Raw genomic sequence first — 24,856 nt, forward strand, 5'->3', positions numbered from 1 at the left:
CTGGATAAACGCGTCGCCCTACAGTCCATCGCGAGCAAGCTCGCTCCTACAGGTTCTACCAATTACCCACTTCATTTAGCGAGATCACTAACACCTACAAGCCTGAGGCAGTCATGTATCACGACAATATAATTTATAAAAAAAAGTCCAATGATCCTCAATTCCTGCTTGGCGTAGCCGTGGTGTTGTTCCTCGGCGCCTACCTGATGAACCTGGGTAACAGCGCCCTCAGTCATTTCCTGCAACCGCTGCTGGGCGATGCCCCGGACAGCCTGACCGCTCGCAACATTGCCATTGGCCTGTTAATCGCCGCACTGGGCACGCTGAACTTCCACATCCTCGGACGCTTGAAGTTCAAGGTGCAGACTACGGTGGTCTGGATCGAACTGCTGATCCTGTTTATGGCGTTCTTCGACACCTTCGACCTCTCCTACAGCTTCATCCTCGACAAAGTCGGTTTCCTGATCATCCAGGGTGCGGCAACCACCTTGTACATCTCCGCCGTGGCGATCGTGTTTGCCTTCGTGCTGGCGCTGATCGGTGCAGTGGCCAAGTTGTCGAATAACGGTCTGGCCAATGCCCTGGCCTCGTTCTACACCTCGTTCTTTCGCGGTGTGCCGCTGTTGATCCAGATCTACCTGATTTACCTGGGACTGCCGCAACTGGGCTATGTGGTCGACGCGGTGCCGGCCGGCATTCTCGCGCTGTCACTGTGCTACGGCGCCTACATGACCGAGATTTTCCGTGCCGGTATCCAGAGCATTCCGATCGGCCAGTGGGAAGCCTCGCGAGCCCTGAACATCAGCCCGTTCAAAACCCTGAGCCGGGTGATCATGCCGCAAGCCTTGCGGGTGATCATCCCGCCCACCGGCAATCAGTTCATTGCCATGCTCAAGGACAGTTCGCTGGTGTCGGTGATCGGCGTGTGGGAGCTGATGTACCTGGCCAAGACCCAGGGCCGCGCGGATTTTCGCCACCTGGAAATGCTGATCACTGCCGCGATGATTTACTGGGCCCTATCGTTCATCCTCGAACGGGTGCAGGCGCGAATCGAAAAACGGGTCAACCGATCCACTGCAAGGGGTTGATGCGTGATGACTCTAACCAATACGGCTGAACGATTCGACCTGGCTTCTGCTGCGCAGGTTAGCCCTTCGATGATTTCGATCACCGGCCTGAACAAGTGGTACGGCAATTTTCACGCCTTGCGCGATGTCGACCTGAACGTCGCCAGCGGCGAAATTCTGGTGGTGTGCGGACCGTCGGGTTCGGGAAAGTCGACGATGATTCGCTGCATCAACCACCTGGAAAATTTTCAGAAAGGCCACATCCAGGTCAACGGCATCACGCTGACCAGCGAAGCGGAAAGCGTCAGCGCCGTGCGCAGTGAAATCGGCATGGTGTTCCAGAGCTTCAACCTGTTTCCGCATTTGAGTGTGATGGACAACCTGACCCTGGCCCCACAACTGGTGCAAGGCGTGTCGGCCGCCGAGGCAAAAAAACGCGCGCAGGTTTATCTCGAACGCGTGCGAATCGCCGAGCATGCGCACAAGTACCCGTCGCAATTGTCCGGCGGCCAGCAGCAGCGTGTCGCGATTGCCCGAGCGCTGTGCATGAATCCCAAAGTGATGCTGTTCGACGAGCCGACCTCGGCGCTGGACCCGGAAATGGTCCATGAAGTGCTGGACGTCATGGGTGAGTTGGCCACCGACGGCATGACCATGATTTGCGTGACCCACGAGATGGGTTTTGCCAGCAAGGTTGCTGACCGCGTGCTGTTCATGGACCAGGGCCAGGTCATCGAACAAGCCACCCCAGCCGAGTTTTTCAACAACCCACAGACCGAACGTGCGCAGAAGTTCCTGTCGCAAATCATAGGTCACTGAAGACCGCTTTGCCCCCATAAAACAATAACGAGACATGGAGATGGACATGGTCAGAAGAAAAAGCGCAATCACCCTCGCCGCCGCAATGTCACTGTTGTTCGTCGGCGCCGCCAATGCCGGTGCAGTGCTGGACAAGATCCAGAGCAGCAAGACGATGACCGTCGCCACTTCGGCGACCTGGCCACCCCAGGGTTTCATCAATGACAAGAATGAAATCGACGGTTTCGATATCGACGTGTCCAAAGAGATCGCCAAGCGTCTTGGCGTCGAAGCCAAGTTCATTACACCCGACTGGGATGTGATTACCGCAGGCAAGTGGAACGGCCGCTGGGACGTATCCGTAGGTTCGATGACCGCGACCAAGAGTCGCGCGCGAATCCTCGATTTCCCCGGGACCTATTACTACGTTCCCTACGTCTTTGCCGTGCACAACAAATCTTCGGTCACTGACCATAAAGCGCTTAATGGCAAAACCATTGGCGTCGAAGGCGGCACCACGTCCGAGGACTATTTCAGCCAGGCGTTGGCGATTGAAACAACTGACGTTCCGCCGGTCGTTTATGACGTAAAGACCGAAAAAATGAAGACGTACTCCGGTTCCGTCGGACCGCTGGACGATCTGCGCCTGGGCGACGGTACGCGTCTGGATGCCATCCTCACTCAACGCAGCACGCTGGACGCCGCCGTCAAGAAGGGTTACCCGCTGCGGGCCGTCGATAACGCGGTGGTGTTCTACGAACCGCTGGCCGTTGCCACCGACAAGGGTGACCCGGAACTCAAGGCCAAGCTCGGTGAAATCATCGCGGCCATGCACAAGGACGGCACACTAACCAAACTGTCGGACAAATGGTACGGCGTCGACTACTCGACCATCAAGTAACCACAGAACCCTTGTAGGAGCGAGCTCGCTCGCGATGGACGTAAACGATGACGCGTTCTTTCTGAATGTACGCGTCGTCACGGAGTCCATCGCGAGCAAGCTCGCTCCTACAAAAAGGCGATTTTTCAAGGATCGACCATGTCCTTTCCCACCACCTGGTACTCCCAAACCTCGCTGCCCCGAGTAGCCAGGTCCGAATTGAACACCGATGAAACCTGCGATGTCTGCATCATCGGTGCTGGCATCGCTGGCCTCACTGCCGCTCTGGAACTGACCCGGCGCGGCAAACGCGCGATCATCCTTGAGGCCAATCAGGTGGCCTGGGGCGCGTCCGGCCGCAATGGCGGCGTGGTCTCGCCGGGCTGGGCCGAAGGGTCTGGGGCGATCCGCAAAAAACTGGGGCTGGAACAGGCCAAGGCGTTATTCCAGATGTCGGTGGAGGGTGTGGAGATTGTCCGCCGCAACATCACCGAACTGGCCCTGCCCGGTTGCGCACCTTGCGCCGGTACGATTCGTGTCAAACGCTACGACGATGGCGTCGGCGTGAAAAACCACATCGACACCCTGCGCCGCGATTTCGGCTATGAACTCAATTTTCTCGACACCGCCCAGGTCCGTGACCGGGCGCACACCTTGCGTTATTTCCAGGGTGTCGAAGACCCGAACGCCATGCATTTCCACCCACTCAATTATTGTCTGGGCCTGGCCCTGACCATTGAAGCGGTCGGGGGCAGGATTTTCGAGCATTCAAAAATGCTCGCCTGGCATCGCGAAGGCGCCGATAAAGTCGTCAAGACCGCTCACGGCAGTGTGCGTTGTCAGGACCTGGTGTTCTGCGCCGGTGGCTATGGCGGCCCGGAACTGAAAAAACTCAGCCGCGCCTACCTGCCCATCGCCACGTACGTGGTGTTGACCGAACACCTGGGCGACTCGATCAAAAGCGTCCTCGATTCCAGTGCCGCGTTCTCCGATGATCGCCGCGCTTCGGACTACTACCGCATCGTCGAGGGCGACCGCCTGCTCTGGGGCGGGCGCATCACCACCCGCAACGAGCAGAATGAAAAAGCCCTGGCAGCGATGCTCAAGGCCGACATGGTGTCGGTCTACCCACAACTGGCGTCGGTCAAAATCGAGCTGGCCTGGTCCGGCCTGATGGGCTACTCCACCAATAAAATGCCCAACCTGGGATTGCTCGAATCGGGTGTCTGGGCCTGCACTTCATTTGGCGGCCACGGCTTGAATACCGGTTCAATCGGCGGCCGGGTGATCGCCGAAGCCGTGTGCGGGGAAAGTACGCGGTATCAATTGTTCAAACCGTACTTGCTGGACTGGAACGGTGGACCGTTCGGACGGGTTGCCGCCAATGCCATTTATCAATCGTTGAAGGTGATGGACTTCGTCCAGGAGCGGTTGCGCGGTTGAACGTAACTGTAGAAGCGAGCTTGCTCCGGGCGGCGTTCCGACGAAAAACGCAAGGGCGACGCGTGCATTCAGAAAACCCGCGTCATCGTTGACGTCCATCGCGAGCAAGCTCGCTCCTACAGAGTTACAGAGTTGAACGCATTTGCTGTCGACACAAAAAAACCGGCCGAGGCCGGTTTTTTTATTTCAATGATCTCAGAACTTGGCGTTCTGCAGGTCGTCGAGGTAACGCTCGGCGTCCAGTGCGGCCATGCAGCCAGCGCCGGCCGAGGTGATCGCTTGACGGTAAACGTGGTCAGCCACGTCACCGGCCGCGAAGATGCCTTCGAGGTTGGTCGCGGTGGCATTGCCGTCACGGCCGCCCTGCACCACCAGATAGCCATCTTTCAACGTCAGCTGACCTTCGAACAACGACGTGTTCGGGGTGTGGCCGATGGCAATGAACACGCCGTCGACTGTCAGCTCGTCAAAGCTGCCGTCGTTGTTTTTCAGACGAGCGCCGGTCACGCCCATGTTGTCGCCCAGGACTTCGTCCAGCGTCGAGTTCAGCTTCAGGACGATCTTGCCTTCGGCAACCCGGGCATTGAGCTTGTCGATCAGGATTTTCTCGGCGCGGAAGGTTTCACGACGGTGAATCAGGGTCACTGTGCTGGCGATGTTGGCCAGATACAGCGCTTCTTCAACAGCGGTGTTACCGCCACCCACTACAGCCACTGGCTTGTTGCGATAGAAGAAACCGTCGCAGGTGGCACAGGCCGACACGCCTTTGCCCATGAACGCTTCTTCCGATGGCAGGCCCAGGTAACGAGCGCTGGCGCCGGTGGCGATGATCAAGGCGTCGCAGGTGTAAGTCGCGCTGTCGCCGATCAGGGTGTACGGCTTGGCAGCGAAGTCCACGGCATTGATGTGATCGAAAACGATCTCGGTTTCAAAGCGCTCGGCGTGCTCTTTCATACGCTCCATCAACGCCGGGCCAGTCAGGCCATGAACATCGCCCGGCCAGTTGTCGACTTCGGTGGTGGTGGTCAGTTGACCGCCGGCTTGCATGCCGGTGATCAGCAGCGGCTTGAGGTTGGCACGGGCGGCATAGACCGCAGCGCTGTAACCGGCAGGGCCGGAACCGAGAATAATCACTCGCGAATGACGAACTTCAGACATGACCTGCTCCTGTTGACCGGCCCTAAACACCGGGCGCGGAACGCCGGGTTGCCGGCGGGAATAAAAAAGGACCGTTGAAAGCACTTGGGGAAGGCTTGAACCCGACAGTCCTGTAAAAAGAATGGGTGCAGCGTATCGAGGGGGCGAAGATTAAGGAAATACGGATTAACAATCCAGCTCATAGGTGCTCTCTATCCCCTCGCCGTGAATATAAAGACGCCTTTGTTACAGTTAATGTCGATGCCGCTGCCGCGCTTTCACACCTCGGGTAAAGCCGGTAAGGTCGGCGCGTTTTCCCTTTGCTCGGAGCACGTTATGCCCGCCCCCGTTCTGTCCGGCCCGCAATACCTTCGCGAAGGCCTTAAACTGGTCCTGAGTCCTGGTCTGCGTTTGTTCGTGCTGTTACCGCTGGCAATCAACCTGGTGCTGTTCGTCGGATTGATCTATCTGGCCAGCCACCAATTCAGTTTGTGGGTCGATACGCTGATGCCCTCTCTGCCCGAATGGCTGAGCTTCCTCAGTTATGTCCTCTGGCCGCTGTTCGTGGTGCTGGTGGTGTTGATGGTGTTCTTCACCTTCACGATGCTCGCCAACGTCATTGCTGCACCGTTCAATGGTTTCCTTGCAGAGAAAGTCGAAGTGGTGGTGCGTGGCACCGACGACTTCCCGACCTTCAGTTGGGGCGAACTGATCGCCATGATTCCCCGCACCCTGGCCCGGGAGATGCGTAAACTCGGCTATTTCCTGCCACGCGCCATCGGCCTGTTCATCCTCTCGTTCATTCCGGTGGTGAACATCGTTGCCGCGCCGCTGTGGCTGCTGTTCGGGGTGTGGATGATGGCGATCCAGTACATCGACTACCCGGCGGATAACCACAAACTCGGCTGGAACGAGATGCTCGCGTGGCTGCGGCAGAAGCGCTGGCAGAGCATGAGTTTTGGCGGGATTGTTTACCTGGTACTGCTGATTCCCGTGGTCAACATTCTGATGATGCCGGCCGCCGTGGCCGGGGCGACGTTATTCTGGGTGCGCGAGCGCGGCGCAGAAGCCCTTGTGGTGGAGCGGCGCTGAAAGCGTGACGTGAGCCCCGGGAAAAGGAGAGCGTGGCGAAAAAAACATTGTCACAAATCCATCATCCCCCCGTCACAACGGCGACATGGCCTCAGCCGACACTGAGGTCATGACGACAACTCTGCATATCACCCTGATCACCGAAACCTTCCCACCGGAAATTAACGGCGTAGCCAATACCCTCGGCCGCTTGTGTGACGGTTTGCGCGCGCGCGGGCATCAGGTCGAGCTGGTGCGGCCACGTCAGGGTTGCGACCAGCAAACGGGTAGCGACGATGCGTTGTTGCTGTGCCGGGGCTGGCCGCTGCCGGGGTATCCGGGTTTGCAATGGGGTCAGTCGTCGATGCACAAGCTGCTGCGGCGCTGGAAGCGTCATCGCCCGGACGTGCTCTACATTGCCACCGAAGGACCGCTGGGACTGTCTGCGTTGCGTGCGGCACGGCGATTGGGGATTTCGGTGGTGAGCGGTTTCCACACCAACTTTCAGCAGTACTCCCGCCAGTATGGGCTGGGGCTGCTGACTCGCTTGCTGACCCACTACCTGCGTTGGTTTCACAATCGCTCGACGCTGACATTAGTGCCGAGCGTAAGCCAAAGAATGGAACTGGAGCGACGGCATTTCGAGCGTCTGGCGTTGCTGTCGCGCGGTGTCGACAGTCAATTGTTTCACCCGACCAAACGTCTTGCTTCCCTGCGTGAGAGTTGGGGCCTGGGTGATGACGACATTGCCGTGATCCACGTAGGACGTCTGGCCCCGGAGAAAAATCTTGGCTTGCTCCAGCGTTGCTTCAACACGCTGAAAGCCACTTATCCACAGCGAAAACTGAAATTGATAGTGGTCGGTGACGGTCCGCAACGACCGGCACTGGAGAAGGAACTGCCCGATGCGATTTTTTGCGGATCACAACGTGGCGAAACCTTGGCCAGCCACTATGCGTCAGGGGATGTGTTTCTGTTTCCGAGCATGACCGAAACCTTCGGCAATGTGGTGCTTGAGGCGCTGGCGTCGGGATTGGGCGTGGTGGCATACGATCAGGCAGCGGCGGCTCAGCATATTCGCCATGGCTACAATGGCGTGCTGGCAATGCCGGGGGATGAAGCGGCGTTCTGTGATGCCGCAACGTGGCTGCTGGAGCAGCGCGAAACCTTGCGTTGCGTCAGGCTCAATGCTCGACAGCATGCGAGCCGTCAGGGTTGGGCGGCGATTATCGAGCAGTTCGAGGGGCATTTGCGAGGGGCTTGTGTTGGGGAACAGGTGGTGCCGAATGCGTCGACCGTGCCCTGAAACTTTGGTGCTCTTGAGGCCGTCTTCGCGAGCAGGCTCGCTCCCACAGGTGACCGAGTTCTCTCAGAGAAATGCGTTCGAATGTGGGAGCGAGCTTGCTCGCGATAGGGTCAGCTCAGGCGCCGCTTAAACCAGCGTCATCAACGCCTCACGGCTGAACGGCAGGATGTCTTCCTCGCGACCGTCACGCACTTTTTGCGCCCAGTCAGGGTCCACCAGCAGCGCACGACCCACCGCCACCAGATCGAACTCATCGTTGTTCAAACGCTCCAGCAGTTTTTCCAGACTGGCCGGCTGCGCGACTTTGTCGGTGTTGACCATGAATTGCAGGAACTCGCCATCGAGACCCACGCTACCCACGGTGATGGTCGGCTTGCCAGTCAGTTTGCGCGTCCAGCCCGCCAGGTTCAGTTCGGAACCGTCGAACTCCGGCTCCCAGAAACGGCGTGTCGAGCAGTGGAAAATGTCCACGCCAGCGTCGGACAACGGCTTGAGGAACTCGCCCAACGCTTCCGGGGTTTGCACCAGGCGCGCGGTGTAGTCCTGCTGTTTCCACTGGGAGAAACGGAAGATGATCGGGAAGCCTTCACCGACCGCTGCACGCACGGCCTGAATCAATTCGATGGCGAAGCGCGACCGGTTGGCGAGGCTGCCGCCGTATTCGTCGGTGCGCTGGTTGCTACCTTCCCAGAAGAACTGATCGACCAGATAGCCGTGGGCACCGTGAATTTCCACACCGTCCATGCCAATGCTCTGGGCATCTTTCGCGGCCTGGGCGAACGCGGCGATAACGTCCTGAATATCTTGCCGGGTCATGCCGTGAACCACGACCTGACCGTCCTTCAGTTTTTCCGACGGGCCGTAACCCGGCACACTTGCATCCGGCTCGGTGCCGATACGACGTACGCTGCCGACATGCCACAGTTGCGGAACGATCTTGCCGCCTTCGGCGTGCACCGCATCGACGACTTTCTTCCAGCCGGCCAGTGCCGCTTCACCGTAGAAATGCGGCACGTTAGGGTAACCGTTAGAAGCCTTGTGCCCGACGGTGGTGCCTTCGGTAATGATCAAGCCAACGCCTGCGCCCGCGCGACGACGGTAGTACTCGATCACTTTGGAATTGGGTACGCCACCCGGCGAAAAGGAGCGGGTCATCGGCGCCATGACGACGCGGGTCGGCAATTCGAGGGTGCCGAGGTGGAACGGTTTGAACAGGGCTTTAACGGGCATGGGACGCTCCACGGGAGATGATTTTATGACGGCGATAATATGGAGAGCTGCCCGCCTTGAACAGCACTATTGATTGCGGTGATTAAGGTCTAAAAGATAAGGGGTACTGTAGGAGCGAGCTTGCTCGCGATGGTCGTCAACGATAACGCTGCCGGCCTGATACTCCGCGGCGTTCTCAAGTCCATCGCGAGCAAGCTCGCTCCTACAGGGGGGAGATATCAGCTCAGCGCTTTTTCGATCGCGTGGATCACTGTCGGATCATCCGGCGCCGTACGTGGCGAAAACCGCGCCAGCACACGCCCATCTTTACCCAGCAGGAATTTTTCGAAGTTCCAGGTAATGTCCCCCGGAAATTCCGCTCCCTCGCCCGCCAGCAGACGGTACAACTGATGACGATCATGACCGTTGACTTCCAGCTTGCTGGACAACGGGAAAGTCACGCCATAGTTGAGGCGGCAAAACTCCTGGATCTCTTGCTCGGTGCCCGGTTCCTGCCCGGCAAACTGGTTGCACGGCAGGCCGAGTACGCTGAAGCCCTGGCCCTTGAATTGCTGATAGAGGTTTTCCAGCGCTGCGTACTGTGGGGTCAAGCCACATTTGGAGGCGACGTTGACCACCAGCACGACTTGCCCCTTGAAGGGCGCCAGCGGTAGCTCCTGACCATCCAGGGCTGTCAATTTAAGGTCGTGAAAAGCACTCATGACGAACTCCAGATTCCCGTGTTCTTCTCGAAACAGCCTCTTGGCGGAGCCGCCAGGGACGGCCGCGGACTAAAAAAGGCGCCCTCGGGCGCCTCTCCAGTTCTCGAAAGCTTAGCGCAGAAAATCAGTGGTGATGGCCACCTTCGCCATGGACGTGACCATGAGCGATTTCTTCCTGGCTGGCATCACGGATGTCGATGATCTTGACCTGGAAATTCAGGCGCTGACCGGCCAACGGGTGGTTGCCGTCGACGGTGACATCGTCGCCGTCCAGATCGCGGATGGTGACGATCTGCATCTGGCCGTCCGGAGCGGAAGCGTGGAACTGCATGCCCACTTCCAGTTCGTCGACGCCTTCGAACATGCTGCGGCTCAGGGTGCTGACCAGTTCGGCAGCGTATTCGCCGTAAGCATCTTCAGGTTCAACGGCTACGGTCAGCTCATCGCCGACTGCTTTACCTTCCAGAGCCTTTTCCAGGCCCGGGATGATGTTACCTGCGCCTTGCAGGTAGACCAGCGGCGCGCCGCCGGCTGAGCTGTCGATGACCTCACCAGCGTCGTTGGTCAGGGTATAGTCGATGGAGACAGCCTTATTGGCGGCGATCAGCATGGGGCGAGACCTTTTGCATAAGAATTTAGAAAGACCAAGTTTAGCGAAGCCATCGCCCGAAAGCGAACACAACCCGGACAGACGGATCGCGGCGAAAGGGGCGACGGTCACAGGCTTTCATCAGGACGAGGACGGGCATTGGGTGGCCGAGCTATCCTGCGGCCATACCCAGCACCTGCGTCACCAACCACCCTGGCAATCGCGCGCCTGGGTCCTGGACTCCGCACAACGTATTGAAAAAATAGGCCAGCCCTTTGATTGCGGTTGGTGCGCACAAGGCTCGGTTAGCGATAACCTTGGCGACTGAATTTCGGTAGATCGTCAGATATAGATGATCACCATTGCCATGCACCTCCAGAGAATCCGCATGCAAACTTTTTTTATCGCCCCCACCGATTTTGGTGTGGGTCTGACCTCCATCAGCCTCGGGCTGGTGCGTACCCTTGAGCGGGCCGGGCTCAAAGTCGGTTTTTTCAAACCGATTGCCCAGCCGCATCCGGGCGATACCGGGCCGGAACGCTCCACCGAACTGGTGGCCCGCACCCACGGTTTGAAACCGCCTCAGCCGTTGGGCCTGGCGCATGTCGAGCGCATGCTCGGCGACGGCCAGCTCGACGAACTGCTCGAAGAAATCATCACGTTGTATCAGCAAGCCGCCATCGGCAAGGACGTACTGATCGTCGAAGGCATGGTCCCGACCCGCAGCGCCAGTTACGCCGCGCGGGTCAATCTGCATTTGGCCAAGAGCCTTGATGCCGACGTGATACTGGTCTCGGCGCCGGAAAATGAAGTGCTGACCGAACTCTCCGGCCGCGTGGAGTTGCAGGCGCAATTGTTCGGCGGTCCGAAAGACCCGAAAGTCCTGGGTGTGATCCTCAACAAGGTCAAGACCGACGAAAGCATGGACGCCTTCGCGTCACGCCTGAAGGAACACTCACCGTTGTTGCGCAGCGGCGATTTCCGTCTGTTGGGCTGCATCCCGTTCCAGCCGGAACTGAACGCGCCGCGCACCCGCGATGTGGCCGACCTGATGGGCGCGCAAATTCTCAATGCCGGTGATTATGAAACCCGGCGCATGAGCAAAATCATTATCTGCGCCCGCACCATGCGCAACACCGTGGAGCTGCTCAAGCCCGGCGTGCTGGTGGTAACGCCCGGTGATCGCGACGACATCATCCTTGCCGTCAGCCTCGCCGCCATGAACGGCGTGCCGTTGGCCGGCCTGTTGCTGACCAGCGACACCCTGCCCGACCCACGCATCATGGACCTCTGCCGTGGTGCGTTGCAGGCGGGGCTGCCGGTGTTGTCGGTGAGCACCGGCTCCTACGACACTGCCAACCAGTTGAACGGCCTGAACAAGGAAATCCCGATCGATGACCGCGAGCGCGCGGAGATCATCACCGACTTCGTCGCCAGCCATCTGGACGCCAACTGGCTGCACCAGCGCTGCGGCACGCCACGGGAAATGCGCCTGTCCCCCGCCGTGTTCCGCTACCAATTGATCCAGCGTGCCCAGGCCGCCAACAAGCGCATCGTGTTGCCCGAAGGCAGCGAGCCGTTGACCGTGCAAGCCGCAGCGATCTGTCAGGCACGCGGCATCGCCCGCTGCGTGTTGCTGGCGAAACCGGAAGACGTCGAAGCCGTGGCCCGTGCGCATGATATCGAGCTGCCGCCGGGGCTGGAAATCCTCGACCCGGACCTGATTCGCGAACGCTACGTCGAGCCGATGGTTGCACTGCGCAAGAGCAAAAGCCTCAACGCACCGATGGCCGAGCAGCAACTGGAAGACACCGTGGTGATCGGCACCATGATGCTCGCGCTGGATGAAGTCGACGGCCTCGTGTCCGGGGTCATTCACTCCACCGCCAACACCATCCGCCCGGCCCTGCAGCTTATTAAAACGGCGCCGGGCTGCACCTTGGTGTCGTCGGTGTTCTTCATGCTGTTTCCCGAAGAAGTGCTGGTCTACGGCGATTGCGTGATGAACCCGCACCCGAGCGCCAGCGAACTGGCCGAGATCGCTCTGCAAAGCGCTGATTCGGCAGCGGCCTTCGGCATCACGCCACGCGTGGCAATGATCAGCTATTCCAGCGGCGAATCGGCCAGCGGCGAGGAAGTCGAGAAAGTGCGCGAAGCGACCTTGCTCGCCCACGAACAGCAAAACTCGCTGCTGATCGACGGCCCCTTGCAGTACGACGCCGCCGCCAACGAAACCGTCGCACGGCAACTGGCGCCGAACAGTCAGGTTGCCGGTCGCGCCACGGTGTTCGTGTTCCCCGACCTGAACACCGGCAACACCACGCACAAAGCCGTGCAACGCAGCGCCGACTGCGTGAGTCTTGGCCCGATGCTGCAAGGCCTGCGCAAACCGGTGAATGACCTGCCGCGCGGCGCGCAAGTCGATGACATCGTGTACACCATCGCGTTGACCGCGATTCAAGCTGCCAACCGACCTTTGGATGTTTAAATGCTGGATTTTCTGCCTGCCGCCGTGCGTGGCGTGATTGCATCGTTGTTGTTGGCACTGAATACGATTTTGCTTTGCTCGTTTCTGTTCTGTGTGGCGATTTTCAAAGTGTTGCCCTTCGCCCTCACCCAGCGCTTCACGCGCTGGCTGATGGGCCATACCCATGAAGCCTGGATCAGCAACAACAAGGCCTGGATGAACCTGGTCTGCCGCACCCGCTGGCACCTCAGCGGCCTTGAGGGGCTGGATTATCAGCACTCGTACCTGATCACCAGCAACCACCAGAGCTGGGTCGACATCATGGTGCTGCAATACGTGCTGAACCGTCGCATCCAGCCGCTGAAGTTCTTTCTCAAGCAAGAGCTGATCTGGGTGCCGGTGATTGGCCTGGCCTGGTGGACGTTGGGCTTTCCATTCATGAAGCGCTATTCCAAGGCCTACCTGGAAAAACACCCGGAGAAGAAAGGCAAAGACCTGGAAACCACCCGCAAGACCTGCGACAAGTTCCGCAATAACCCGGTGGGTATTTTCAACTTCGTCGAAGGCACACGCTTTACAGAGAGTAAGCATGCGCAGCAGAAATCACCGTTCCGGTATCTGCTGAAACCCAAGGCCGGCGGCATTGCGTTTGTGCTGGATGCGATGGGGGAGCAGCTGGAGTCGATCGTTAACGTGACCATTCACTATCCGGGTGGGCGTCCTGGGTATTGGGATTTGTTGTGCGGGAATGTTGCGGATGTGGTGGTGCATTTTCAGGAGCTGAAGATTCCGCCGCAGTTCATCGGCAAGAATTACGACCAGGATGGGGAGTATCGGTTGCAGTTTCAGGGGTGGATCAATCAGCTTTGGGAAGACAAGGATGCGTTGCTGGGGCAGATGCATCGGGAGTATCCAGCGAAGTAATCAGGCGCCTGTTCCGGCCTCTTCGCGAGCAAGCCCGCTCCCACATTTGATCTTCGGTGAACACTGAACTTGTGGGAGCGGGCTTGCTCGCGAAGGCGTCCGACCAGACACAAAAAAACCCGCCGATGATCACTCATCGGCGGGTTTTTTATTGCCGGCTAACGCTTAGATCGCGCCACGCTGACGCAGCAGATCCAGCACTTGCTTCACGCTTTCTTCCAGCGACAGCGACTGGGTGTCGACCACGAGGTCGGCATTCAGCGGCACGTCGTATGCGAAGGATTCGCCCGGAATGTTATCGCCGCCAGCGGCGTACAAACCTTGCGGATCACGCTCGGCACAGACCATCGGCGAGGCCTGGACGTAGACCGTCAGCAGACGCTCCTTGCCGATCAGTTCCCTGGCCTGCTCACGACCTTCGGCACTCGGCGCAACGAAGGCAGCCAGGGTCAGCAAACCGGCTTCGTTGAACTGACGCGCAACGTGTGCCGCACGACGCCAGTTTTCAGTACGTCCGGCGCGATCCTGTGGCAGACCTTTGTTCAGGTCGTGACGCAGGTTCTGGCCATCGAGTACAAACACCGCACGGCCCAAGTCGAACAGCTTGCGTTCAACGGCATAGGCCAGCGTACTTTTGCCCGCGCCCGACAAGCCGCTGAACAACACGGTGGCCGGCTGCTGGCCGAAGCGCTGTGCGCGTTCTTCGGTGGCAACGTGCGCCAGTTTGCCGTGGTGCGTGCTGCTGCCATGCGCCAACGGCTGAGCGATGATCATGCCGGCGGCGACGGTGCCGTTGGTCAAGCGATCGATGACGATGAACGAACCGGTGGTGCGGTTGCTCGCGTAACCGTCCAGCGCGATAGCCGCGTCGAGGCTGACCTTGACCCGACCGATCTCGTTCAGTTGCAAGGAACTGGCCGGACCTTCTTCCAGGGTGTTCACGTCAACGCGGTTGACGATGCTGGTGATCGAACCCGGCACGTAAGTCGTGGCGCGTTTGATGTCGTATTTCTTGCCCGGCAGCATCGGTTCCTCGGCCATCCACACCAGCATGGCGTCGAAGGCGTCAGTCACTTGCGGCAGGTTGTCGGCGTGCACCAGCAAGTCGCCGCGCGAGATGTCGATCTCGTCTTCCATGGTCAGCGTCACCGCTTGACCTGGACCTGCGTGTTCCAGCTCACCTTCGAAGGTGACGATGGATTTCACGCGGCTGCTTTTACCCGACGGCAGCACAACGACTTCGTCGCCCTTGTGCACGATGCCGCTGGCCAGCGTACCGGCGAAGCCACGGAAGTTCAGGTTCGGACGGTTGACGTACTGCACCGGGAAACGCAGGTCGGTGTAGTTGCGGTCGTTGGCGATCTCGACGGTCTCGAGAATTTCCATCAGCGACTGGCCGGTGTACCACGGCGAGCGCTCGGACTTGTTCACCACGTTGTCGCCCTTCAGCGCCGACATTGGCACGAAGGCCATGGTGGTCGGCTTGAAGGCGATGCCTTCGGCGAACTTCAGGTAATCGGCCTTGATCGACTCGAACACTGTTTCGTCGAAGCCGTTGAGGTCCATCTTGTTGATGGCGACCACGATGTGCTTGATGCCCAGCAACGAGGCGATGAAGCTGTGGCGACGGGTCTGGGTCTGCACGCCGTAGCGGGCGTCGACGAGGATGATCGCCAGGTCACAGGTGGACGCACCGGTGGCCATGTTGCGGGTGTACTGCTCATGGCCGGGGGTGTCGGCGATGATGAATTTACGCTTGGCGGTAGAGAAATAGCGGTAAGCGACATCGATGGTGATGCCTTGCTCACGCTCGGCCTGCAGGCCGTCGACCAGCAACGCCAGGTCGATGTCTTCGCCGGTGGTGCCGACTTTTTTCGAGTCGCGGGTGATGGCTTCCAGGTGATCTTCGTAGATCATTTTGGAGTCGTGCAGCAGGCGCCCGATCAGGGTGCTCTTGCCGTCATCGACGTTGCCACAGGTCAGAAAGCGCAGCATTTCCTTGCGTTCGTGCTGGCCCAGGTAGGCGAGGATGTCCTCGCTGATCAAATCAGATACGTGCGACATGACAACCCCTTAGAAATAACCCTGACGTTTCTTTTCTTCCATCGAGCCTGCGCCATCGTGGTCGATGACCCGGCCCTGGCGTTCGGAAGTTCGCGTCAGGAGCATTTCCTGAATGATGTCGGTCAGGCTGGTGGCCTCGGACTCGACCGCACCGGTCAGCGGGTAGTCGCCGAGCGTACGGAAGCGGACCTTCTTCTTGACGATGCGTGCCTTGTCTTCATCGCTCAAGTGATTGAGCAGGCGTTCGTCGTCGATCATGATCCAGGTGCCATTCATCTCGATGACGTCGCGCTCGGCGGCGAAATACAGCGGCACAATCGGGATGCCTTCGAGGTAGATGTACTGCCAGATGTCCAGCTCAGTCCAGTTCGACAAAGGGAATACGCGGATCGATTCGCCCTTGTTGACGTTGCCGTTGTAGACGTTCCACAGCTCTGGACGCTGGTTCTTCGGGTCCCAGCGGTGCTTGGTGTCGCGGAAGGAATACACGCGCTCCTTGGCACGGGATTTCTCTTCGTCGCGACGGGCACCACCGAAAGCGGCATCGAAGCCGTACTTGTCGAGGGCCTGCTTGAGGCCTTCGGTTTTCATGATGTCAGTGTGCTTGGCGCTACCGTGGGTCAGCGGGTTGATGCCCTGCGCGACGCCATCCGGGTTGACGTGCACCAGCAGGTCCAGTCCAAGCTCTTCGACCATGCGGTCGCGGAACGTGTACATCTCCTTGAACTTCCACTGGGTGTCGACGTGCATCACCGGGAACGGCAGTTTGCCCGGGAAGAACGCCTTACGCGCAAGGTGCAGCATCACGGCGGAGTCTTTACCGACGGAGTACAGCATCACCGGGTTATCGAACTCGGCGGCGACCTCGCGGATGATGTGGATGCTTTCGGCCTCCAGCTGTTTCAGATGCGTCAGTTTGTCGACCATGGCTACTCACGAAAACGATCTTATGGACGGCCAGCGGGCCGTGTTCGAGCGAGGAATCCTAGCACAGCGACCTCTTCTAATCAGGCCACCAGCTAGATCGAAAGGGTATATGAATATACCCCCTCGTTTGGGCAACAGGCCCCTGTAGGAGCTGCCGCAGGCTGCGATCTTTTGACTTTGATTTTTTAAGATCAAGAGATCGCAGCCTGCGGCAGCTCCTACAGGGGTTGGAATCAGATCGGGTTCGGGCAATCGATGAAGATATGCTCGAGGGCGAAACGTCGCGCCAGGTAATCGCCCAAGGCCTGGATCCCGTAGCGCTCAGTGGCATGGTGACCGGCGGCGATGAAGCTGATGTCGTTTTCCCGGGCGCTGTGGAAGGTTTGCTCGGAGGCTTCACCGCTGAGGTACAGGTCAACGCCGGCCAGCACAGCCTGATCGATGTAACCCTGGCCCCCACCGGTGCACCAGCCGACCCGGCGAATCATCTTGCTGCCTTCGATCAGTAGGGGCTCGCGGCCCATGACTTCCTGCACGCGGCGGGCGAAATCCCGAGGCGTCATCGGTTCACTCAGCGAGCCGACCAGGCCAACGACCTTCAGATTGTCCGGATCAAGCGGGCCTTCGACGGTGATGTCCAACTGACGCGCCAACTGCACGTTATTGCCCACTTCCGGGTGCAGATCCAGCGGTAAGTGGTAAGACAGCAGGCTGATGTCATGCTTGAGCAGGGTTTTCAGTCGACGCTGCTTCATGCCGGTGATGCACGGGTTCTCGCCTTTCCAGAAATAGCCGTGATGCACCAGCACCAGATCGGCCTTGGCTTCCACCGCCGCGTCGAGCAAGGCCTGGCTGGCGGTCACGCCGCTGACGATGCGCATGACCTGGGGCCGGCCTTCGACCTGCAAACCATTGGGGCAATAATCGGCAATCTTTGCACTACTCAGGTAACGGTCGGCTTCTTCGACCAGGGTGCTCAGGGCGACGGCCATAAAAGACTCCTAAATATCCCGTTCAGAGGCGCACGCGGCCTCGTATAATGCGCGACATTATGGGCGGTCTCATACCGCCTGCAACCTTCCAGGACGTGCTTAATGCTCAAAGCGCTACGTTTTTCCGGCTGGCCGCTGTTGGCCGGCGTGCTTATCGCTCTGTTGATCATCCAGCGTTACCCGCAGTGGGTCGGGCTCCCGAGCCTCGACGTCAATCTGCAGCAAGCACCGCAAACCACCACAATGCAACAGGGCCCGGTGTCGTATGCCGATGCCGTGGTCATTGCCGCGCCGGCAGTGGTCAACCTGTACACCACCAAAGTCATCAACAAACCGAATCATCCGCTGTTTGAAGATCCGCAGTTCCGTCGCTTCTTCGGCGACAACTCGCCCAAGCAGAAACGCATGGAATCGAGTCTCGGTTCCGGCGTCATCATGAGCCCGGAAGGCTACATACTGACCAACAACCACGTGACCACCGGTGCCGACCAGATTGTCGTGGCGCTCAAGGATGGCCGCGAAACGCTGGCGCGGGTGATCGGCAGCGACCCGGAAACCGACCTCGCGGTGTTGAAGATAGACCTGAAAAGCCTGCCGTCGATCACGATCGGTCGTTCCGACAACATCCGCATCGGCGACGTGGCGCTGGCCATCGGCAACCCGTTCGGCGTCGGCCAGACCGTCACCATGGGCATCATCAGCGCCACCGGGCGCAATCAGCTGGGCCTGAACAACTACGAAGACTTTATCCAGACCGACGCCGCGATCAACCCCGGCAACTCCGGTGGTGCGCTGGTGGATGCCAACGGTAACCTGACGGGTATCAACACGGCGATTTTCTCCAAGTCGGGCGGTTCACAAGGCATCGGTTTCGCGATCCCGGTCAAACTGGCGATGGAAGTGATGAAGTCGATCATTGAGCACGGTCAGGTGATTCGTGGCTGGCTCGGTATCGAAGTGCAACCGCTGACTCAGGAACTGGCAGAGTCCTACGGCCTGTCCGGACGCCCGGGCATTGTGGTGGCGGGAATTTTCCGCGATGGTCCGGCGCAGAAGGCCGGCCTGCAACTGGGCGACGTGATACTCAGCATCGATGGCGAACCGGCCAATGATGGTCGGCGCTCGATGAACCAGGTCGCGCGGATCAAACCGACTGACAAGGTCGCGGTCCAGGTGATGCGCAACGGCAAGGAGCTCAAGCTCACCGCCGAAATCGGTTTGCGCCCGCCACCGGCACCGGCTAAAGAGAAAGAAGAAGAGTAAGCGCCCCAACACAAAACCACTGTGGGAGCGAGCTTGCTCGCGATGGTGTGTCAGTCGACATCAATGTAGCTGACACACCATCGCGAGCAGGCTCGCTCCCACAGGATTGGTGCTGGGTTTAGAGGTCGCCCAGGCCGTCGATCAGCGCCTGATTCTGCTCTGGCGTGCCCATCGAAATTCGCAGGAACTGGGCAATCCGCTCTTGCTTGAAGTGCCGAACGATCACACCCTGCTCGCGCAACTTCGCCGCCAGCCCTGCCGCATCGTGTTTCGGGTGACGGGCAAAAATGAAGTTCGCCGCGGACGGCAGCACCTCAAAACCCTTCGCCTCGAGCTGACCGACCACCTTGTCGCGACTCTCGATGACCAACCGGCAGGTCTTGTCGAAGTACTCGCGATCCTCGAACGCTGCCGCCGCGCCGACAATCGCCAGGCGATCCAGTGGATAGGAGTTGAAACTGTTCTTGATCCGCTCCAGCGCCTCGATCAGGTCCGGATGCCCCACCGCCAAACCAACCCGCAGGCCGGCCAGTGAACGGGACTTGGACAGGGTCTGGGTCACCAGCAGGTTCGGATAACGGTCCACCAGGCTAATCGCTGTCTCACCGCCGAAGTCGATGTAAGCCTCATCGACCACGACCACCGAATCCGGGCTGGCCTTGAGGATCTGCTCAACGGCGTCCAGCGCCAACAGGCAACCGGTCGGTGCGTTCGGGTTAGGAAAGATGATCCCGCCATTCGGCTTGGCGTAGTCCGCCGGGTTGATCTGGAACTGCTCGTCCAGCGGCACCGCGTCGAAGGTGATGCCGTACAACCCGCAGTAAACCGGGTAGAAGCTGTAGCTGATGTCCGGGAACAGCAGCGGTTTGTCGTGTTGCAGCAAACCGTGAAAGATGTGCGCCAGGACTTCATCGGAACCGTTGCCGAGAAACACTTGATTGCTCTGCACGCCGTAATACTTGGCGACCGCTTGCTTGAGCAAGTCGCTGTTCGGGTCCGGGTACAGACGCAGGTTGTCATTGAGTTCGGTCTGCATCGCCGCCAAGGCTTTAGGCGAGGGACCGTACGGATTTTCGTTGGTGTTGAGCTTCACCAGTTTGGTCAGCTTCGGCTGCTCACCCGGCACGTAAGGCACCAGATTCTTGACGAACGGGCTCCAGAATTTACTCATGCTCAGTTCCCCTTCTTGTCGTCAACGATGCGGTATTCGGCACTGCGCGCGTGAGCCGTCAGCGACTCGCCACGGGCCAGCACGGAAGCGGTCTTGCCCAGCTCGGATGCACCCTGCTCGGAGCAGAAGATGATCGACGAGCGTTTCTGGAAGTCGTACACACCCAGCGGCGAAGAAAACCGTGCGGTGCCAGACGTCGGCAACACGTGGTTCGGGCCGGCGCAGTAGTCGCCCAACGCTTCGGAGGTGTGACGGCCCATGAAGATCGCGCCAGCGTGGCGGATCTGCGGCAGCCAGGCTTGCGGATCGGCGACCGACAATTCCAGGTGCTCCGGCGCGATGCGGTTGGCGACCTCGATGGCTTGCTCCATGTCGCGGACTTTAATCAGCGCACCACGACCATTAATCGAGGTTTCGATGATTTCGGCGCGCTCCATGGTCGGCAGCAGTTTGGCGATGCTGGCGGCGACCTTGTCGAGGAATTCGGCGTCGGGACTCACCAGGATCGCCTGGGCATCTTCGTCGTGCTCGGCCTGAGAGAACAGGTCCATGGCGATCCAGTCCGGATCGGTCTGGCCGTCGCATACCACGAGGATTTCCGACGGGCCGGCAATCATGTCGATGCCGACCTGGCCAAATACATGACGCTTGGCGGTGGCGACATAGATGTTGCCCGGACCCACCACTTTGTCGACTTTCGGCACACTTTCGGTACCGTAAGCCAACGCAGCAACGGCTTGCGCACCACCGATGGTGAATACGCGATCGACGCCGGCGATGCAGGCTGCGGCCAGCACCAGTTCGTTGATTTCACCGCGCGGAGTCGGCACGACCATGACCACTTCCGTCACGCCAGCCACTTTGGCTGGAATCGCGTTCATCAATACCGAGGACGGGTACGACGCTTTGCCGCCCGGCACGTAAAGGCCGGCGCGATCCAGCGGCGTGACCTTCTGGCCCAGCACGGTGCCGTCGGCTTCGGTGTAGCTCCAGGAATCCTGCTTCTGTTTCTCGTGGTAGCTGCGGACTCGGGACGCGGCTTTTTCCAGCGCGTCACGCTGAGGCACGGTGATTCGGGTCAGGGCCAGTTCCAGGCGTTCGCGCGGCAGAATCAGCTCAGCCATCGAGGCGACCTGCAGGCCATCGAACTTCTGGGTGAATTCCACCAGCGCCGCATCGCCACGTTCGCGTACGGCTTTGATGATGTCCAGCACCCGCTGATTGACCGAGTCGTCAGACACACTTTCCCAGCTCAGCAGATGATCCAGATGATGCGCGAAATCCGGGTCAGCAGCGTTGAGTCGGCGAATTGCAGTCAGTGCGGTCATAGCGAGAGCCTCATAGGTTGGCAAAAACTCAGGTGCCCGAAGCTACCATTCGATCCGCTTGGGCACCTGAGAATTCTGGCTATGAGGCGGATAGACGGGCGCGACTTAACGTCGCGCAGGTGAATCAGCCGCGGTGTCGAGACTCCACTGCCTTGCGCAGGGTGTCGATCAACGCCTGGATACGGGCGTGCTGCATTTTCATCGAAGCTTTGTTCACGATCAGCCGGGAGCTGATGTCGGCAATGAAATCCTGGGGCTCCAGGCCATTGGCGCGCAAGGTATTGCCGGTGTCGACCACGTCGATGATCTTGTCGGCCAGACCGATCAACGGCGCCAGTTCCATCGAGCCGTAAAGCTTGATGATGTCGACCTGACGGCCCTGTTCGGCGTAGTAGCGCTTGGCAACGTTGACGAACTTGGTCGCCACCCGCAGGCGGCCCTTGGGCTCGACATCGCCGACACGACCCGCGGTCATCAGCTTGCAGAGTGCAATTCGCAGGTCCAGAGGCTCGTACAAGCCCTGACCACCGTATTCCATCAGCACATCTTTACCGGCGACGCCCAGGTCGGCGGCACCATGCTCGACGTAAGTCGGCACATCAGTGGCGCGCACGATCAGCAGGCGCACATCGGCCTGAGTCGTGGGGATGATCAGCTTGCGGCTCTTGTCCGGATTCTCGGTCGGCACAATACCCGCTTCAGCCAGAAGCGGCAGGGTGTCGTCAAGGATGCGGCCCTTGGACAGTGCGATGGTCAACATGGGAAACGTCAGTCCTTATCAAGGTACTCATGCCCGGTCGCAAACGGCGCCGGACACACATCGAGCCGGAAACCGGCTCGACTTCAACAATTCAACGGGCATGTCCTTATGCCCATGCAGCAGAAACTAGCCCGGTACGCGGCGGATCTTGGCGCCGAGCATCTGCAGTTTCTCTTCGATGCACTCGTAACCACGGTCGATGTGGTAGATGCGGTCGATCAGTGTGTCGCCTTCAGCAATCAGGGCCGAGATGACCAGGCTGGCCGAAGCACGCAGGTCGGTGGCCATGACTGGCGCGCCTTTGAGCTTTTCAGTACCGGTCACAATGGCGGTGTTGCCTTCGACCTGGATCTTGGCGCCCATGCGGTGCAGTTCGTAAACGTGCATGAAGCGGTTTTCGAAGATCGTCTCGATCACGGCACCGGTGCCTTCGGCAATGGCGTTGAGGGAGATGAACTGCGCCTGCATGTCGGTCGGGAACGCCGGGTACGGAGCCGTACGGATGTTCACGGCTTTTGGCCGCTTGCCGTGCATGTTCAGCTCGATCCAGTCCTCACCGCAGGTGATTTCGGCACCGGCTTCCTTGAGTTTTTCCAGAACGGCTTCAAGGATGGTCGGATCGGTGTCCTTGACCTTCACACGACCGCCGGTTACAGCTGCCGCCACCAGGTAGGTGCCGGTTTCGATGCGGTCAGGCATCACTTTGTAAGTGGTCGTGTGCAGGCGCTCGACGCCATCGATGGTGATGGTGTCGGTACCGGCACCGGTAATCTTGGCGCCCATGGCGATCAGGAAGTTCGCCAGGTCGATGACTTCAGGCTCGCGCGCGGCGTTAGCCAAAACGCTGCGGCCCTTGGCCAGAGCGGCGGCCATCATGATGTTTTCGGTACCGGTCACGCTGACGGTGTCGAAGAAGAAGTGCGCACCGCGCAAGCCGCCTTCCGGCGCCTTGGCCTTGATGTAGCCGCCTTCAACGTCGATGACCGCGCCCATGGCTTCGAGGCCACGGATGTGCAGGTCGACCGGACGCGAACCGATGGCGCAACCGCCAGGCAATGCGACTTCGGCTTCGCCGAAACGGGCAACCATCGGGCCCAATACCAGAATCGACGCACGCATGGTTTTAACCAGTTCGTACGGAGCGATCAGGGTCTTGATGGTGCGCGGATCGATTTCGACGCTGAGTTTCTCGTCGATCACCGGCTCGATGCCCATGCGACCGAACAGCTCGATCATGGTGGTGATGTCGTGCAGGTGCGGCAGGTTGGCAACGGTAACCGGGCCATCGCACAGCAAGGTGGCCGCCAGGATCGGCAGGGCAGAGTTCTTTGCCCCGGAGATGCGGATTTCGCCATCAAGACGAGCGCCACCGGTAATAATCAATTTATCCATAAGAATCTCGACGCCCTTGGGCTCAGGTGCGCTCGGCCCAGGCCGCGCTGCTGAAAAATTTCATAGTAACCGCATGGATGCTGCCATCGGTGATCCATGGGTTCAAATGGGCATAGACCTGCTGCTGACGCTTCACCGGGCTCAACGCCGCCAGTTCATCGCTAATCACGTTCAGCTGGAAGTTGCAGCCTTCGCCTTCAACTTCTACCTGCACTTGTGACAGAGAATTCGACAGCTTTCCTTCAAGGAAGCTCTTTACTTCGGTGGCCTGCATGCTCAACCTCAATCGGCGCCTTGTGCGCGCGGGTCGGACATCATACAAAAAAGCCCCGCGCCTGCGAACCCCGCGAAGCAGGACTCTGACGGGGGGCTTCTTTATAGATGCGGTTAGGGATGCGCCAACAGCTCGGTCAATTCGCTGACCTGAGCGATTTCACGCATGTCTTCTGGCATCCCACGGATGCTCCACGCCTTGCCGGCCTCTTGCGCATCTCGCATGAAGCACAGCAGCAGCGACAAGCCAACACTGCTGGACTTCAACACCGCCGAACAGTCGACGACCACTTCGCCAGCCTTGCTCGACTTGATCAGCGCCTGCCCTTGCTTGCGCAGGCCCGGGCCGGTGCGGTAATCCAGCATGCCGCTAAGACGCAGTTCGCCGGATTCGCTCATGCGAATGGCCGACACACTCATTGTGCTTGCTTCCCTGCGGCATCCGGGGCTTTTTCCTTGGCCTTGGCGACTTCCCCGGCCCAACCATTGATGGTCTTGTCCAGGTCGTTGCCATTGCGTTGCATCGCATCAGCGAACTGATCGCGGAACAGCTTGCCAATGTTGATGCCATTGATGATTACGTTGCGCAGCTTCCACTCGCCGTTGATCTTTTCGAGTGTGTAGGACACAGGATAGATCGCGCCGTTGGTGCCTTTGACCGTCATGCCAACGCTGGTACGGTCGCCGGACTCGTCCTTGGCAGGGTCAACAGTGATGCCCTGATTGTTGTACTCGAGCAAGGCATTGCCATAGAACTGGAACAGGCCCTTTTTGAAGTTTTCTTCAAAGGTCTTCATTTGCGCAGGCGTGGCTTTGTGCGAGTATTTGACCGTCATGATGCTTTTGGAAATGCCCTCGGCATCCACCACAGGTCCGACGATGGTGTTCAGCGCCGTATAAAAGTCTTGTGGATCCTGCTTGTACTTCTCTTTATTGGCCGACAGATCGGCGAGCATCCGAGTGGTGGTGTCCTGCACGATTTCGTGCGCGGAAGGTGCCGCCACGGCGTTAGCCATGACCGGCAGGACCGCGAGCAACACCAACAGGCCACGTCGCAAGGTAGAGATCATTCA

Annotated in this window: 24 protein-coding genes; 10 read left to right on the forward strand and 14 right to left on the reverse strand. The window is 59.3% G+C overall.

The annotated features are described in order from the left end of the window. Window positions 1-113: 113 nt before the first annotated feature. The 4 genes from JFU37_RS08300 (at window position 114) to JFU37_RS08315 (ending at window position 4,188) form a co-directional block, all read left to right on the forward strand. Window positions 114-1,088, forward strand: a complete 975-nt coding sequence (locus tag JFU37_RS08300; protein ID WP_201114847.1) for an amino acid ABC transporter permease — start codon at window positions 114-116, stop codon at window positions 1,086-1,088. A gap of 69 nt (window positions 1,089-1,157) precedes the next feature. Next, window positions 1,158-1,886 (forward strand): amino acid ABC transporter ATP-binding protein, encoded by a 729-nt coding sequence (locus JFU37_RS08305; RefSeq protein WP_201116458.1) that lies wholly within the window; start codon window positions 1,158-1,160, stop codon window positions 1,884-1,886. A gap of 46 nt (window positions 1,887-1,932) precedes the next feature. Next, window positions 1,933-2,766, forward strand: a complete 834-nt coding sequence (locus tag JFU37_RS08310) for a transporter substrate-binding domain-containing protein (protein ID WP_201114848.1) — start codon at window positions 1,933-1,935, stop codon at window positions 2,764-2,766. Between the two features lie 138 nt (window positions 2,767-2,904). Next, the gene (locus JFU37_RS08315) at window positions 2,905-4,188 is read left to right on the forward strand and encodes an NAD(P)/FAD-dependent oxidoreductase (protein WP_201114849.1); all 1,284 of its coding nucleotides are present in this window, start codon (window positions 2,905-2,907) and stop codon (window positions 4,186-4,188) included. 195 nt (window positions 4,189-4,383) lie between these two features. Here the strand turns inward: JFU37_RS08315 and trxB are convergent, their stop codons facing one another. Further along, entirely contained in the window at window positions 4,384-5,346 is a 963-nt protein-coding gene (gene trxB / locus JFU37_RS08320; RefSeq protein WP_201114850.1) for a thioredoxin-disulfide reductase, read from the reverse strand. Window positions 5,347-5,661: 315 nt separating this feature from the next. On the opposite strand from trxB, the gene cysZ reads away from it, so the two are divergent. Together cysZ and JFU37_RS08330 are read left to right on the forward strand one after the other, a co-directional pair. Continuing rightward, window positions 5,662-6,417, forward strand: coding sequence for a sulfate transporter CysZ (gene cysZ / locus JFU37_RS08325; RefSeq protein ID WP_201114851.1), 756 nt, complete (start codon window positions 5,662-5,664; stop codon window positions 6,415-6,417). 85 nt (window positions 6,418-6,502) lie between these two features. Beyond that, the gene (locus tag JFU37_RS08330; protein ID WP_201114852.1) at window positions 6,503-7,702 is read left to right on the forward strand and encodes a glycosyltransferase family 4 protein; all 1,200 of its coding nucleotides are present in this window, start codon (window positions 6,503-6,505) and stop codon (window positions 7,700-7,702) included. A 126-nt stretch (window positions 7,703-7,828) separates the two neighbouring features. Here JFU37_RS08330 and JFU37_RS08335 read toward each other — a convergent pair whose 3' ends face one another. The 3 genes from JFU37_RS08335 to JFU37_RS08345 all read right to left on the reverse strand — a co-directional run bounded on the left by JFU37_RS08335 (window position 7,829) and on the right by JFU37_RS08345 (window position 10,243). After that, window positions 7,829-8,932, reverse strand: a complete 1,104-nt coding sequence (locus JFU37_RS08335; RefSeq protein ID WP_201114853.1) for an NADH:flavin oxidoreductase — start codon at window positions 8,930-8,932, stop codon at window positions 7,829-7,831. A gap of 218 nt (window positions 8,933-9,150) precedes the next feature. Continuing rightward, complete coding sequence (locus JFU37_RS08340; RefSeq protein ID WP_201114854.1) at window positions 9,151-9,633, reverse strand: glutathione peroxidase; 483 nt, start codon at window positions 9,631-9,633, stop codon at window positions 9,151-9,153. 124 nt (window positions 9,634-9,757) lie between these two features. Further along, window positions 9,758-10,243 (reverse strand): FKBP-type peptidyl-prolyl cis-trans isomerase, encoded by a 486-nt coding sequence (locus tag JFU37_RS08345; protein ID WP_007901600.1) that lies wholly within the window; start codon window positions 10,241-10,243, stop codon window positions 9,758-9,760. Between JFU37_RS08345 and JFU37_RS08350 the strand changes: the two genes are divergently transcribed. From JFU37_RS08350 to JFU37_RS08360, 3 genes are read left to right on the forward strand one after another with little or no spacing between them, the layout of a single operon-like run. Further along, on the forward strand, window positions 10,212-10,550 hold the full coding sequence (locus JFU37_RS08350) for a DUF3565 domain-containing protein (RefSeq protein WP_201114855.1): 339 nt from the start codon (window positions 10,212-10,214) through the stop codon (window positions 10,548-10,550). The genes JFU37_RS08345 and JFU37_RS08350 overlap by 32 nt on opposite strands. Window positions 10,551-10,610: 60 nt before the next feature. After that, the gene (gene pta / locus JFU37_RS08355) at window positions 10,611-12,710 is read left to right on the forward strand and encodes a phosphate acetyltransferase (protein WP_201114856.1); all 2,100 of its coding nucleotides are present in this window, start codon (window positions 10,611-10,613) and stop codon (window positions 12,708-12,710) included. Further along, the gene (locus tag JFU37_RS08360; protein WP_201114857.1) at window positions 12,711-13,613 is read left to right on the forward strand and encodes an acyltransferase; all 903 of its coding nucleotides are present in this window, start codon (window positions 12,711-12,713) and stop codon (window positions 13,611-13,613) included. A gap of 165 nt (window positions 13,614-13,778) precedes the next feature. Here JFU37_RS08360 and cysN read toward each other — a convergent pair whose 3' ends face one another. From cysN to JFU37_RS08375, 3 genes are all read right to left on the reverse strand, one after another. Further along, on the reverse strand, window positions 13,779-15,677 hold the full coding sequence (gene cysN, locus JFU37_RS08365; protein ID WP_201114858.1) for a sulfate adenylyltransferase subunit CysN: 1,899 nt from the start codon (window positions 15,675-15,677) through the stop codon (window positions 13,779-13,781). A gap of 9 nt (window positions 15,678-15,686) precedes the next feature. Then, on the reverse strand, window positions 15,687-16,604 hold the full coding sequence (cysD, locus tag JFU37_RS08370; RefSeq protein ID WP_201114859.1) for a sulfate adenylyltransferase subunit CysD: 918 nt from the start codon (window positions 16,602-16,604) through the stop codon (window positions 15,687-15,689). Between the two features lie 233 nt (window positions 16,605-16,837). Further along, the gene (locus JFU37_RS08375) at window positions 16,838-17,596 is read right to left on the reverse strand and encodes a Nif3-like dinuclear metal center hexameric protein (RefSeq protein ID WP_201114860.1); all 759 of its coding nucleotides are present in this window, start codon (window positions 17,594-17,596) and stop codon (window positions 16,838-16,840) included. Between the two features lie 102 nt (window positions 17,597-17,698). On the opposite strand from JFU37_RS08375, the gene algW reads away from it, so the two are divergent. Next, window positions 17,699-18,859, forward strand: coding sequence for a Do family serine endopeptidase AlgW (gene algW / locus JFU37_RS08380; RefSeq protein ID WP_201114861.1), 1,161 nt, complete (start codon window positions 17,699-17,701; stop codon window positions 18,857-18,859). A gap of 118 nt (window positions 18,860-18,977) precedes the next feature. Here the strand turns inward: algW and hisC are convergent, their stop codons facing one another. From hisC to JFU37_RS08415, 7 genes are all read right to left on the reverse strand, one after another. Next, window positions 18,978-20,030: a histidinol-phosphate transaminase gene (gene hisC, locus JFU37_RS08385; protein WP_201114862.1), complete on the reverse strand. Its 1,053-nt coding sequence runs from the start codon at window positions 20,028-20,030 to the stop codon at window positions 18,978-18,980. Between the two features lie 2 nt (window positions 20,031-20,032). Beyond that, window positions 20,033-21,358 (reverse strand): histidinol dehydrogenase, encoded by a 1,326-nt coding sequence (hisD, locus tag JFU37_RS08390; RefSeq protein ID WP_201114863.1) that lies wholly within the window; start codon window positions 21,356-21,358, stop codon window positions 20,033-20,035. A gap of 124 nt (window positions 21,359-21,482) precedes the next feature. After that, window positions 21,483-22,118: an ATP phosphoribosyltransferase gene (gene hisG, locus JFU37_RS08395; protein ID WP_007901570.1), complete on the reverse strand. Its 636-nt coding sequence runs from the start codon at window positions 22,116-22,118 to the stop codon at window positions 21,483-21,485. A 126-nt stretch (window positions 22,119-22,244) separates the two neighbouring features. Then, window positions 22,245-23,510: a UDP-N-acetylglucosamine 1-carboxyvinyltransferase gene (gene murA / locus JFU37_RS08400; RefSeq protein ID WP_201114864.1), complete on the reverse strand. Its 1,266-nt coding sequence runs from the start codon at window positions 23,508-23,510 to the stop codon at window positions 22,245-22,247. Between the two features lie 22 nt (window positions 23,511-23,532). Next, entirely contained in the window at window positions 23,533-23,784 is a 252-nt protein-coding gene (locus tag JFU37_RS08405; RefSeq protein WP_201114865.1) for a BolA family protein, read from the reverse strand. Window positions 23,785-23,897: 113 nt separating this feature from the next. Further along, a complete protein-coding gene (locus tag JFU37_RS08410; RefSeq protein WP_201114866.1) occupies window positions 23,898-24,203 on the reverse strand; it encodes an STAS domain-containing protein in 306 nt (101 codons plus the stop codon). Beyond that, complete coding sequence (locus tag JFU37_RS08415) at window positions 24,200-24,853, reverse strand: MlaC/ttg2D family ABC transporter substrate-binding protein (RefSeq protein WP_201114867.1); 654 nt, start codon at window positions 24,851-24,853, stop codon at window positions 24,200-24,202. Before JFU37_RS08415 ends, JFU37_RS08410 begins: the two co-directional genes overlap by 4 nt. Between the last annotated feature and the right edge of the window lie 3 nt (window positions 24,854-24,856).

This window comes from Pseudomonas sp. TH41, assembly GCF_016650695.1.
Taxonomy (GTDB): Bacteria; Pseudomonadota; Gammaproteobacteria; order Pseudomonadales; family Pseudomonadaceae; genus Aquipseudomonas.